This window comes from Enterococcus sp. DIV0236, assembly GCF_050558525.1.
GTDB lineage: Bacteria > Bacillota > Bacilli > Lactobacillales > Enterococcaceae > Enterococcus > Enterococcus faecalis.
The window spans coordinates 314,325-327,248 of the sequence record NZ_CP187891.1; the positions used below are offsets into that span (position 1 = coordinate 314,325).

General features: G+C 37.8%; 14 protein-coding genes. 11 read left to right on the forward strand and 3 right to left on the reverse strand.

What is annotated here, in order from left to right:
* Positions 1-63 precede the first annotated feature (63 nt).
* Complete coding sequence (locus IGK27_RS01580; protein WP_002358396.1) at positions 64-702, reverse strand: NAD(P)H-binding protein; 639 nt, start codon at positions 700-702, stop codon at positions 64-66.
* Positions 703-1,022: 320 nt separating this feature from the next.
* Between IGK27_RS01580 and IGK27_RS01585 the strand changes: the two genes are divergently transcribed.
* The 5 genes from IGK27_RS01585 (at position 1,023) to IGK27_RS01605 (ending at position 5,554) form a co-directional block, all read left to right on the forward strand.
* Entirely contained in the window at positions 1,023-2,201 is a 1,179-nt protein-coding gene (locus tag IGK27_RS01585; RefSeq protein ID WP_002355284.1) for an efflux RND transporter periplasmic adaptor subunit, read from the forward strand.
* Between the two features lie 9 nt (positions 2,202-2,210).
* Positions 2,211-2,921, forward strand: a complete 711-nt coding sequence (locus IGK27_RS01590) for an ABC transporter ATP-binding protein (protein ID WP_002383683.1) — start codon at positions 2,211-2,213, stop codon at positions 2,919-2,921.
* Complete coding sequence (locus tag IGK27_RS01595) at positions 2,918-4,147, forward strand: ABC transporter permease (protein WP_002355288.1); 1,230 nt, start codon at positions 2,918-2,920, stop codon at positions 4,145-4,147. Before IGK27_RS01590 ends, IGK27_RS01595 begins: the two co-directional genes overlap by 4 nt.
* A 133-nt stretch (positions 4,148-4,280) precedes the next feature.
* Positions 4,281-4,436, forward strand: a complete 156-nt coding sequence (locus IGK27_RS01600) for a hypothetical protein (RefSeq protein WP_010709202.1) — start codon at positions 4,281-4,283, stop codon at positions 4,434-4,436.
* Positions 4,437-4,462: 26 nt separating this feature from the next.
* Positions 4,463-5,554: a hypothetical protein gene (locus IGK27_RS01605; RefSeq protein WP_224800129.1), complete on the forward strand. Its 1,092-nt coding sequence runs from the start codon at positions 4,463-4,465 to the stop codon at positions 5,552-5,554.
* A gap of 43 nt (positions 5,555-5,597) precedes the next feature.
* On the opposite strand, the gene IGK27_RS01610 is transcribed toward IGK27_RS01605, so the two are convergent.
* Together IGK27_RS01610 and IGK27_RS01615 are read right to left on the reverse strand one after the other, a co-directional pair.
* A complete protein-coding gene (locus IGK27_RS01610; protein ID WP_002364955.1) occupies positions 5,598-6,302 on the reverse strand; it encodes a DUF4811 domain-containing protein in 705 nt (234 codons plus the stop codon).
* Complete coding sequence (locus IGK27_RS01615; RefSeq protein WP_002385351.1) at positions 6,302-7,819, reverse strand: MDR family MFS transporter; 1,518 nt, start codon at positions 7,817-7,819, stop codon at positions 6,302-6,304. The genes IGK27_RS01610 and IGK27_RS01615 overlap by 1 nt, the downstream gene beginning before the upstream one ends.
* Before the next feature lie 100 nt (positions 7,820-7,919).
* On the opposite strand from IGK27_RS01615, the gene IGK27_RS01620 reads away from it, so the two are divergent.
* The 6 genes from IGK27_RS01620 to IGK27_RS01645 all read left to right on the forward strand — a co-directional run bounded on the left by IGK27_RS01620 (position 7,920) and on the right by IGK27_RS01645 (position 12,752).
* Positions 7,920-8,387: a MerR family transcriptional regulator gene (locus tag IGK27_RS01620; RefSeq protein WP_002383688.1), complete on the forward strand. Its 468-nt coding sequence runs from the start codon at positions 7,920-7,922 to the stop codon at positions 8,385-8,387.
* Between the two features lie 130 nt (positions 8,388-8,517).
* Positions 8,518-9,270, forward strand: coding sequence for an IclR family transcriptional regulator (locus IGK27_RS01625; protein ID WP_002355294.1), 753 nt, complete (start codon positions 8,518-8,520; stop codon positions 9,268-9,270).
* Between the two features lie 160 nt (positions 9,271-9,430).
* Positions 9,431-10,078: a bifunctional 4-hydroxy-2-oxoglutarate aldolase/2-dehydro-3-deoxy-phosphogluconate aldolase gene (locus tag IGK27_RS01630; RefSeq protein ID WP_002367887.1), complete on the forward strand. Its 648-nt coding sequence runs from the start codon at positions 9,431-9,433 to the stop codon at positions 10,076-10,078.
* Between the two features lie 4 nt (positions 10,079-10,082).
* Positions 10,083-11,090: a sugar kinase gene (locus IGK27_RS01635; RefSeq protein WP_002385349.1), complete on the forward strand. Its 1,008-nt coding sequence runs from the start codon at positions 10,083-10,085 to the stop codon at positions 11,088-11,090.
* Between the two features lie 12 nt (positions 11,091-11,102).
* Positions 11,103-11,942, forward strand: coding sequence for a 5-dehydro-4-deoxy-D-glucuronate isomerase (kduI, locus tag IGK27_RS01640; protein ID WP_002355301.1), 840 nt, complete (start codon positions 11,103-11,105; stop codon positions 11,940-11,942).
* A 21-nt stretch (positions 11,943-11,963) separates the two neighbouring features.
* The gene (locus IGK27_RS01645; RefSeq protein WP_002362994.1) at positions 11,964-12,752 is read left to right on the forward strand and encodes a gluconate 5-dehydrogenase; all 789 of its coding nucleotides are present in this window, start codon (positions 11,964-11,966) and stop codon (positions 12,750-12,752) included.
* Positions 12,753-12,924 lie beyond the last annotated feature (172 nt).

The following is a 12,924-nucleotide window of genomic DNA, read 5'->3' on the forward strand; positions in this document are numbered from 1 at the left end:
CGAACAGTTGTATTGTAACACAAAAAAACCGCCTCTAGACAGAGACGATTGGGAGATAACTTGTTAACGGGTCCTTCTGTGTGTGTAAATAGAATTGCCGCCTTCTAAAACGTGAACAATTTCTTGTGCCATTTCTGCCACAGGCACAGGATCATAGCCAATAAATAAGTTCTTTAAAAAGGGGATTTTCTTAAAAAAATAAATACATTTACTAAAAAGTATGGTGCCGGTACGTTCTTGACCTACAAGTAAACTAGGATAAAAAATCACTGCTTCGGCGACTTCTTGGTGGATTAGTTCCTCCGCTGCCAATTTGGCATCCATATATTTTCTCAAAGGGAAAGGAACAGTATTGGCTGAAATAAATAAAAACTTAGCTGGCTTTTTTTGTTGTGCTAAAAAAGAGCTGATTTTTTTCACTGGCGTCAGAATTAGCCGTTGATAGGTTTTCTTTTTTCGTGGATTTTCAAATAAAATACCTACTGTATCAATGACCCAGTCAGCACGCTGGACTTGTTCTTGCCAATTCGTGTCACGAGTAACATCGGAGCATACCCACTGCACTTGGTGGCTCCAAGATGCGGAGAGCGTGGCAGGCTTTCCATGACGTGAAACACTGATGACTTGATGTTGGCGTTGGACTAAAATTTTCGCGATTTGTTGACCTAAAAAACCGCTACCGCCAAAAATAATGACTTTCATGGCAAGCCCTCACTTTCAATTGTTTCTTCTAGTGTACCTTAAATAAAAAAAGAAGCAAAAAATCTCGATTGCGCATAGTTTAGTTATAAATAACATAAAAATAACCTTTTTAGATTGTTGAAACACAAAGACCCAACAATGGTTATTTATTGTCGTGAAATAAATAAAAAAATGAACAAAAATGAAATAAATCAGACTAAAGGCCTAGAGAAATGCCCTTGTTTCTTGAATTCAAGCATGGTTAAATAGTTATAAGTGAACGACCGAGCAATTTAGTTTGTTGGGGAAAATAGACAGAATGAGGAGATGAAACGAAGAAAATGAAGAAGAAAACGATAATTATATTGGGGGCAGTTGCGGTAATTGCGGTTGGGGGCATCGTAACTGTGAATGCGTTAAATAAAAATGCACAACAAGTAGCTGTCAAGCAAGCGCCTAAAGATGACTGGGGAATTGACTATTTTGACGTTCCCGACTTGCAACAAATTTATATTAACGGTGTCATCCAACCAGAACAAATGGAAGCCTTTGCGCGTGATCAAAAAATAACAAAGGATCCAGAGATTAAGGTGAAAAACGGCGATGTCGTAGATGCAGGCACAGAATTATTTACTTATGAAGATGAGGCGGTCACAAAAGAAATTGAGGCACAACAAAATAGCTTAGCCAAATTAGAAACGAAGCGGGCGAATATCTATAATAAGTGGAATCGGGCCATTGATAAATTTAATAAAACTAAAGAAGAAGACCGCACGATGTCTGGTGATGATTTAAATGAACAATATCAAACAGAAGTCGATGCGGTAGATGAAGAGATTACCTTCACCAATGAAACCTTAGCGGATTTAGGAGCGAAGCAATATATTTCCACAAAGGCTAATTTCAAAGGTCGCGTATCAATTCCAGAAGTAAAAGATGCCAATTCACCGATTTTACGGTTAACTTCAGAAGATCTTTATTTAGCTGGGAAAGTGAATGAAAAGGACTTGACTAAAATTAGTGTTGGGCAAAAAGCTAAACTAACTTCTGTTTCCAACAATGTGGTTGTGGATGGCTCAATTTCTTACATCGATGATAATCCTCCTGAAGGCAACAGCGATGCCGCGAGTGGCAATCCAGAGGGCGGCACGACGATGTCTAGTTATAGCGTCAAAATTGCGTTGGCCAATTTAGACAAAGTTAAAAATGGCTACCATATGCAAGCAACCATTGATTTAGGCGATTTAGGGGCGATTGAGTTACCGAAAAAAGCGATTCAAAAAGAGGGTGAACAGGCCTACGTTTTAGTGAATGATTTTGGAACCATCATTCGTCGTGATGTCCAAGTCGGGCAAGAAAATGGCGACAAAATGGCGATTGAATCTGGCTTAGAATCAGCCGACCGAGTGGTTATTTCTTCAAAAAAACCAGTAAAAGTCGGTGATATTGTGGAATCAGATGCAGCGATTGCTTCTGATGAATCAGCAACCAACGAATCAATGACAGATGCGTCGAAATAGGAGGGCTTGATGGTGGAAGCAAACAATACAAATCAACCCCTCATTGAATTGCGGGACATTAACAAGTTCTATCCAGTAGGTAAGGAAAAACTACATGTTTTAAAAGAATTGAACTTGACCATCCATCAAGGAGAGTTCATTTTAATCATGGGGAAGTCCGGTAGCGGTAAGACAACGCTGATGAACATTATTGGTTTCTTGGATCGCTTAACAGACGGAAGTTATCATTTCTCAGGAACAGATGTTTCAAAATTGTCTGAAAATAAAAAATCAGCCTTTCGCAATGAATATCTAGGATTTATTTTTCAACAATTTTTCTTGATTAATTCTTTAAATGTTAGTCAAAATGTTCAATTGCCCTGTGTTTATGAAGGAAAAAAAAGCCGCGCTGAGAAAAAAGCGATTGCTGAGAAGTACCTAAAAATTGTCGGTTTGGAAACAAAAGCCAAATCAAAAGTTACTGAACTTTCTGGAGGACAGCAACAAAGAGTAGCCATTGCTCGTTCCTTGGTGAATGATCCATTATTGATTATGGCTGATGAACCGACTGGGGCATTGGATAGTGAAACGGGTACAGAAATCATGGAATTATTGAAAGAATTGAATGAACAGGGCAAAACAATTGTCATGGTGACACATGATGAAGATATGAAAAAATATGCCTCACGAGTGATTCATATGAAAGATGGTCGCTTTTTGGAAGAAGAGGTGATTAGATGATTGCTAATTTATTTGTTAGTACTTTTTTAAGCTTAAAGGCGCATAAGTTGCGGGTATTTTTGACGATGGTCGGGATTATTATTGGGATTACATCAGTCGTAACGATTTCTGCGCTAGGTGAAGGGATGAAGCGTCAAGTTGTGAAGGCATCCAGTGCAGTGAACGCGGATGTTTTGAAGATTCATTATACAATGTCGGATGGTAGCAGTGACAATTTTATGTCCTATGAAGAGCCAGATTATACGTTTAGCCGAGTGGACTTGAAAAAATTACAAGACATTCAAGGAATTGAAAGTATTTATCCTCAATATGGTGAATCAATGATGGGGGGCGGAGACAATTTGTTTGTACCAATGGATTATTTTGGGGCGCAAGCGAATTTATCCATTACGTCGACTAAAGGGCAGAATGATATTTTATATGGTCGTGATTTTCAACCGAGCGATGCAAATACAGATGCGATTGTCTTAAATCATGATATCTTTGAAGCGCAAATTCGGCTTGATGATCCTAGCCAACTCATTGGAAAAGCTGTTTCAATTGGTGGTTATATGTACAAGGTGATTGGTATTTTAGCACCAAAAGATTTAGATAGTTTGGGTATGAACGATGATTGGGCAACTGCTATGAGCAGTTTTGTTTCTCGAGAATCATACAATAAATTAGCAAAAACAAAAGCAATTAGTGGCATCAATATTAAGGTTCGTGAGGGAGCGGACCGTGAAGCAATTTTAGGACAGGCAATCACCATTTTAAGTGAAAATCATCCTGAAGTGAAAGGAACGTTTAAAGAAAATGACCAAGACCAACAACTCCAACAACAAATGGAAGAAATGGTCACGGGTATGACGATGTTTCTGATGGCAATTACTGCAATCTCCCTATTAGTCGGGGGAATTGGCGTCATGAACATCATGTATGTGTCTGTTACGGAACGGAAACGAGAAATCGGGATTCGCCGGGCCATTGGTGCTAAACCACGAGTCATTTTATTCCAATTTTTAATGGAAGCAGCGTTTATCACATTGATTGGTGGTTTGATTGGTGTCGGCTGCGGCTATTTATTGGCAACTGTGGTCGGTGGGTATATTTCGATTACGCCAATTATTACGCCGTCCATCTTTGCTATTTCAACATTAGTTTCGGTCTTCACAGGTATCTTTTTCGGGATTATTCCAGCAATTGGTGCCTCGAGGATGGATCCGATTAAAGCGATTTATAATTAAAAAGATATATTTTGGGTTTTTTCTAAACAGTTCAAATAATCTGAAATTAGATTGTTTGTTAAAAGATTGAATGATATGCTTTTGTTGTGCATGGTCACAATGGAAGCATATTGTTTTAATAGGAGGAGAGAAAATGAAAAAAACGGTTAGACTGTTGTTGGTTGGTTATGTAGAATGGACTGTAGAAGAAAGGTATCAAAGCTGTCTAGGGAATAATATAGTGAGTATAAGACAATTGTTTAAAAAAGTTCAGGCGCCAATTACATATAGAAATACAACGAAAATATGAAAAAAATAGTAGCAGGATTTCTTAGTTTGATTAGTATTGGAATAATGTTATTTGTTGTAAAAGACAAATTGATAGAAGAAAAAAAGCAATCTTTTGTTGTGCAAGAAGAAACAGATTTTTATGTATTATCAACCCAAGCGATTTATTCATTCATATTTTCTGAAAATGACATCAAAAAACATAAGCGAAGTCGTGTGGATCTACCAGAGATTGTCCCAACAGGGTTTTCAAAAGGAAGATTACAATCCCATTATTTACTATTTTCAACAGGTGATCTTTTGAGCAGCACTAAGGATGAATTTATAGTGAGTGTTGATTTTTTTAAAGGAGAACTTTTGAAAAGAAAGACAGAAAAATATCTTTATACTGGTACGGGTTATAGCTCCAACTATTTTTATACTGTTCAAGCAGAGCGTTTATATTCTTTTGATACTGAAGGGAATCCAGTTAGTTCATACATGTTTAATGAATCTACAACACCAGTTACGCAATTTTCAGGAACACAAAATAAGCTATATGTCGTCGCTAGTCAGGAAGACAAAGAAAAACAACTTTATGAGAATATGTTGTTCATTTTTAAAGAAGGAGAAAATTTGACATTAACAGACGAAATATTTTTAGATACAAGCCCAGAGTATGTTTATGGTTTTACTTCTTCTGTGATTGTAAATAATCAAATTTACTTGCCGATAACGGCTCATAGAAACCGAGTAAGTTATGAAAATGTGCCAGATAATCGAATTATGCAAATGGGTTTAGATGCTAAAAATCAACGTTTTATTCAATTGACAGAGAATTTTCCTAACCTAATTTACAAAAGTAGAACGTCCGAATATTTGATTATTGATCACGAGCCAAATGCATTAGGGAAAGTGGGGCTGTCAATTGTTAATCTTGCTACGGAAGAAAGTTATTTTTTAAATATTAATGGACAGTTAAAGACGGAAGAATTAGAAGAATCTATGATTTATAGTGTAAATACAACGAAAGATAATCAGTTGTTGGTTTTAGCTGGTCAGACGCTTCTCAGATATGATTTGGTGACAGGAAATTTGCTTTCGGAAACAAAAGTTCTTGAAAAAGAAGAACAAGGTATTTATATTTGGGTTAATCATTGAAAAAGAAGGACCGCCTGATAAGTTTCTCAGGCAGTCCTTCTTTTTATTTCATGTCACTAAGAATTTTCTGAATCAATTCTTGTTGAAACTCTTTGGTATATTGTTCGGTGAGTTTCGCTTGTTCTTCTTGGGACATTGATGGATTCGCCATCATAGCAGCCATCATTTTTTTGCCAACTGTTTCAGTCCCTTCTTTTTTGATATCAGCGGCATGTTGTTCCATATATTCGCCTAATTTTTTTGCTTGATCAGCACTTAAAACTAGCCAGTCACTAGCAACGTTGAAGGTGTTTTCTTGTTTTGCAAATTGGTTATCGTTGTCAGCAAGGCCAAATAGTGTTTTGGCCCAAGACTCTTGATAGGACCATTTCGTCGTTTTTTGGACTAATGTGGCTTTTTGAGCATCTTTTTGAACTGTGTTTGTGACGTTTTCCGTTCCTGTTTTTTGTAGTTTCTTTTTATCTGGTGTGTTATATAAATAAACTTTTTCGGAACCATCGCCCAACGGCTGGTACAATAACATGTTGGGGCCATCTTTGCTTGAACTACTGCTTTTTAGTTCAAACGTTTTGTCCTGAGTAACTTCGGTCATACCAAAATGATCTTTATCGTTTAAAACGATAAGACTTAACGAAGCTAAGAACCCTAAACCAAAAATAACCATACAGCATTTATGCCAAACTTTTCGGCCAAATACATTCGTATAGGCAAAGCCTAACACGCAAAGGATTAAAAGGAAAATAATCATTATTTCATTGCACCTACTTCCTTAACAGGCATCGCTTCTTTTTTATTTAAGAAGAAAGTAATCGCCAAGCCGAGAACGCCAAAGATTGTTGCCACGAAGAAGGCTGCGTGATAACCGTTTAGTGTTGCGTTTGTTGCTTGGTCGCGATAAGTGAGTGGGGCTGTTTTTAATAAGTCCGATGCAGGTAAGCCGTCTTTGGTAACATTTGTTAAAACACTAATCAAAACAGCTGTTCCAATTGAGCTGGCTACTTGTCGGAAGGTGTTGTTTACAGCAGTCCCGTGACTTAATAAATTCATTGGTAAAGCATTCATGCCAGAAGTTGTCACAGGCATCATGACCATCGAAATACCAAACATCCGAATCGCATATAGGACAATGATATAAATAATAGGTGTTGCTTTTGTTAAGAAAGCAAACGGTAACGTTGCAGCTGTTAAAATAAACATCCCAGTAATCGCAAGACGACGGGCACCAATTTTATCAAAAATGCGACCCGTTACTGGCATCATAAGTCCCATGACTAACGCTCCTGGTAAAAGCATTAACCCTGAATGGAAGGCAGATTCGCCACGAATATTTTGGATATACAAAGGTAAAACCATTTCGGCGCCAATCATTGCCATGTTGGTTACGCCAGATAAAATGGCCGCAACAGTAAAGACTTTTGATTTAAAAACGCGTAGTTCTAAGAAAGGTTGTTCTAAATGCAATTGTCGATATGTAAAAAGACATAAAACAATCGCACCAACAATTAAGAATCCATAGACTTGCGGGCTACCCCAACCTTTATCACCAACGCTTGAGAAGCCGTAAAGTAAGCTACCAAAGCCGAGAGTAGAAAGAATGACCGATAAGACATCGATACTTGGATTAGATAATTGAATGACATTTTTCATTAAAAATGAAGCTAAAATTAGGACTAAAACGACAATTGGAATGACCATCCCAAAAAGGTCACGCCATGTATAAGAATCAATAATCCAACCAGATAATGTTGGACCTAAAGCGGGTGCTAATCCGATAACAATTCCCGTTGTGCCCATGGCAGCGCCACGTTTTTCAGGCGGGAAAATTGAAAGCATAATTGTTTGTAAAAGAGGCATAGATACACCGACCCCTGCGGCTTGAACAAGACGTCCAGTCAATAACATGCCGAAGTCTTGCGCTACAAAACAGATGATGGTTCCGATTAAGAACGTTGACATCGCTGTTATGTATAATTTTTTTGAACTGAATTTGTTAATCAACCAAGCACTGATGGGAATCATAATGCCGTTCACAAGTAGGAATCCAGTGGTTAGCCACTGTACACTTGAAGCTGAGATATCAAATTCTTTCATTAATGTAGGTAAGGCCGTCGTTAAAAGCGTTTGGTTTAAAATCGTACAAAATGTTCCGATTAGTAAAACACCGACTAGTAACGACCGGTTATAAGGTTTTCCGTGAATATCCACAGGTTGTTGTGAAGTCACATATATCGCTCCTTTTTCTGTAAGTTTCAAATTAAATTGCATTAACTACTTTACAACTAATTAGAATCTTTGTCAACTTACTTGACAAAGGTGTAAAAAAAACTACAATTAAGGAAAGGATAAGGGAAAGGAAGTTAAACTAATGTGGTCAAAAATGATTCAGCGTTTGTTAAATGAAGAAAATTTGTTGATAGGAATTAGTGAACTAAGTGAAATTGCTGAAGTTTCGCCACGTCAACTTCGTTATTGGGAAGAAAAAGGGTATATTTCTTCTATTGCGAAAGACGCAAACGGTCCACGGAAATATCGGTTACATACAGTCGTCAAAGTGCATTGGATCAAGCGTTTTTTAGATGAAGGATATACGTTACAAAGTGCGGTGGAAAAAGCAGAAGAGCAGCATCGTAATGTGGGGATGACGAAAAAAATCTTTAGTCAAATGTTTCATGGTATCTCAGAAGTTTGTCCCAATTACGTAGCGATTGATTTGGGCGATTTCGATGAAGAACAAAAATTATATGTTGTATTTAATGAAACCACAGAAGTCAGTGAGTATCTTTTAATTCCTAAGGATGCAGATGTTTCTGATGAGTTAAAGAAAAGAAAATAAGAATGAAATAGGACTGGGAGAAAGACCTGAAGTGAAAGTAAAACGTTACTGAATGAATCTTCGAGTTCTTTTTTTCTTGCAATTTCTTTATTTTTCTATATAATTTCTTATATGGAAAAGGAGGGTTTCGATGAAAGAAACAAAACCTTACGGAACAGTCTTGTTAAAAGCGGCTAAAATCATGGACTGTCTAAGTTTACAACCCGATCAAACCTTACAGGAAATTGCAAAGAATACCGAAATGACGGCATCAACGGCAATCAAAATTTTAGAAACCTTAACATTAATTGGCTATGTTCAAAAAGACACGAACAAGACGTACCGCTTAGGAACAAAATTGATTCGCTATGCGAATCAAAGTGTGGAGCAAATCGATTTAGCTGAAATTGCGGTACCTTATTTAGAAAACCTTCAAAATACGGTCGATGAAACCATTCATTTAGGGATTTTAAATAATAATGAAATTCTGTATATCAATAAATTAGAACCGAAAAATCAAACGATTCGCATGTCCTCGAAAGTGGGAATTACTCGACCTTTGTATAATTCGGCCATGGGTAAAGCCGTTTTAGCAGAATTTTCGGAAGAACAAGTGCAACAATATTTAGACACGCAGACATTAATTCCCTATACCGAAAATACGATTACCAATCCCTTGCGTTTGAAAAAAGAATTAAAACAAGTGCAACAAACGGGGGTTGCTTACGATGATGAAGAAATTGAACAAGATATTTTCTGTAGCGGAGTATCTTTAATGAAAGATGGCGAAATTGCGGGTGCTTTTAGTGTAAGCATGCCGAAATATCGTTTGACAGAGGAAAATAAAACGACGATTAATCAAGCCCTTTTGGCAACAAAAGCAGCGATTGAAGCGAAATTATAGTAGAAAAAGAAAGACAAACAAAAGTCGATTGGGATTTTTGTTTGTCTTTCTTTTTTTATTTTTGTAAAAACGTTTGCATTTTCTTTTTTTATCTGTATAATGAAGTTGTGAATTTCTTTATAATAAATATATATTTCTAAATAAGAAATGAGGGAGTCTGTTGAAGCGAGTATCAATTTTACAAAAATTAGAAAATGCTGGCGTGATTGCTGTGGTTCGCGGAAAGACAAAAGAGGAAGCGCTAAAAGCTAGTCAAGCCATTGTAGCAGGCGGTATGCGGGGGATTGAGTTAACCTTTACTGTTCCTCAAGCAACAGAAGTGATTCAGGAATTAGTTGCGTTATACCAAGAGAATCCTGACGTAGTCATTGGTGCGGGGACAGTTTTGGATGCTACGACTGCTCGTTTAGCTATTGTAGCAGGGGCTGAATATATTGTGAGTCCAAGCTTCGATGAAGAAACCGCTAAAATTTGCAATTTATATCAAGTTCCTTACTTGCCAGGCTGTATGACCATCACAGAAATGAAAGAAGCACTGAAAAGCGGAGCAGATATTATTAAACTATTTCCGGGAAGTGTTTATGGACCGAGTGTTATTTCAGCATTTAAAGCGCCATTGCCTCAGTTAAATATTATGCCAACGGGTGGTGTCAGTTTGGAAAATATGGCCGAGTGGTTCGCTGCAGGTGTGACGGCCGTCGGTGTTGGTGGCAATCTGTTAGCGCCAGCAGCAACTGGGGATTTTGAAAAAGTTCGTGAGGTTGCCCAAGCCTATATGGAAAAATTCCAAGCAATCAAAGGGGTGTAGGCACATGGGGAAAGTCGTAACATTGGGAGAAATCATGTTGCGTTTGTCTACGCCTGTCGGAATACGCGTAGCACAAACAGAAAATTTCGCTGTACATTACGGCGGTGGTGAAGCGAATGTAGCGATTTCGTTAGCGAACTATGGCCACCAAGTGACTTTTGCCAGTAAAGTGCCCGATAATTCATTAGGAGAAGCCGCCAAAAAGCATTTAAGTCGTTATGGGGTTTCAACGGAATTTGTACGAACTGGCGGAACACGTCTAGGAACGTATTACTTGGAAACTGGTACAGGAGAACGAGCAGCCAGTGTTGTCTATGATCGCGCCTATTCAAGCTTTGCTCAAATCGAAGAAATGGAATGGGACTTACATGAGCTGTTTTCAGGAGTAGAGATCTTTCATATTTCAGGGATTACAGCGGCGTTATCAAAAAATTGGCAAAGTATGACGGTTGCGCTAGTTAAAGCAGCGAAGCAAGCAGGGTGCCAAGTAAGTTTTGACATTAATTATCGAGGGAAACTTTGGTCCCAGAAAGAAGCGAGCGTGGCATTGAAGGCCATTCTTCCATTTGTTGATATTTGTTCAGCTGGGGTATTAGATGCTCGTTATTTATTGGAGATTCCAGAACCAGAGGAAGAACTTGAAGACGCATTAACGTGGTACTACCGAAAAATGCAAGAACGTTATCCCAACATTCAAGTATTTTATTCAACCAAACGTCAAGTACACTCAGCGACAGATAATGAATTAATCGGAACGCTATGGTACAAAGGTGCGTATTATACGTCCAAATGTCATCGATTACAACCGATTGTTGACCGTGTCGGTGCCGGTGATGCGTTTGCTGGTGGGGTTTTACATGGCATATTAGCTGCCTATGATCCACAAACCTGCATTGATTTTGCGACAGCGGCTAGTGCGTTAAAACATACTGTCCATGGTGATTGTAATCAATTTAGTCAAAAAGAAGTCCTTGCTTTTTTGGCAACGGGCTCAGGAAAAATAAATAGATAGGAGATTTTAGTTATGCAAAATATGGAAACACGTTATACACATAGTCCGGCGGATATCCGTCACTATTCAACAGAACAATTGAGAGATGAATTTTTAGTAGAGAAAGTTTTTATTCCAGGTGCAATCAGCTTAACCTACACACATAATGATCGGATGATTTTTGGTGGTGTGACACCGACCACAGAAGAATTAGAAATTATTTTGGACAAAGAATTAGGGGTTGACTATTTCTTAGAACGCCGTGAACTAGGGGTTATTAATATTGGGGGACCAGGCTTTATTGAAATTGATGGCGCCAAAGAAACAATGAAAAAACAAGATGGCTATTATATTGGGAAAGAAACAAAACATGTTCGTTTTTCTTCAGAAAACCCTGATAATCCAGCGAAATTTTACATTAGTTGTGTGCCAGCACATCATAAATATCCCAACGTAAAAATTAGTATTGATGAAATTACCCCAATGGAAACGGGTGATCCATTAACATTGAACCAACGTAAAATTTACCAATACATTCATCCGAACGTTTGTGAAAGTTGCCAGTTACAAATGGGTTACACCATTTTAGAACCAGGTAGCGCTTGGAATACAATGCCTTGTCATACACATGAACGTCGTATGGAAGCGTATGTTTATTTTGATATGGAAGAAGATACGCGGATTTTCCACATGATGGGTAAACCAGACGAAACGAAACATTTAGTAATGAGTAATGAACAAGCAGCCATTTCACCAAGCTGGTCAATTCATTCTGGGGTTGGTACAAGTAATTATTCCTTTATTTGGGCCATGTGCGGAGAAAATATTACGTACACAGACATGGATATGGTTGCAATGGATCAATTAAAATAAACCAAAGAAAGAGGAGAAAACATGGAATTTAAAATGAATGATTTTCAATTAGATGGAAAAGTAGCGTTAATTACAGGTGCTGTTTATGGGATTGGCTTTGAGATTGCGAAATCCCTAGCTGAAGCAGGAGCAACAATTGTTTTTAATAACTTATCTCCTGAATCAGTTGAACAAGGCTTGGAAAATTATCGGGCCGCAGGGATTGAAGCACGTGGTTATGTGTGTGATGTCACTGATGAAGAGCAAGTTCAAGCGATGGTCGCTCAGATTAAAGAAGAAGTCGGCTCTATTGATATTTTAGTCAATAATGCGGGAATTATTAAACGAATTCCAATGGTGGATATGTCAGCAGAAGAGTTCCGTCAAGTGATTGATGTTGACTTGAATGCGCCATTTATTATGGCAAAAGCGGTTATTCCAGATATGATTGAAAAGGGTCATGGCAAAATTATCAATATCTGTTCAATGATGAGTGAACTAGGTCGTGAAACAGTTAGTGCGTACGCGGCGGCAAAAGGCGGACTAAAAATGTTAACGAAAAATATTGCTTCTGAATATGGACAATATAATATTCAATGTAATGGGATTGGACCTGGCTACATTGAAACGCCACAGACGGCGCCATTAAGAGAACCAGGGCATCCATTTAACGAATTCATCTTGGGACGAACACCTGCTAATCGTTGGGGCACACCAGCAGATTTAGCTGGCCCAGCAGTTTTCTTAGCATCTAACGCTTCTGACTTTGTTAACGGACATATCTTATATGTCGATGGTGGAATTTTAGCTTATATTGGAAAACAACCATAAATAAGTAACAAAAAGCGGACATACCTAAAAAGGATGTCCGTTTTTTGTTATTTACTCATTGATTGAATTGGTAAAAACCGTATCTAATTTTTAAAAAAAGTCAATTTTTGACAGTAATTCGTCAAGATTAACTATATAATTTGCTAACATTCCTTGCTAAACTAAAATTATA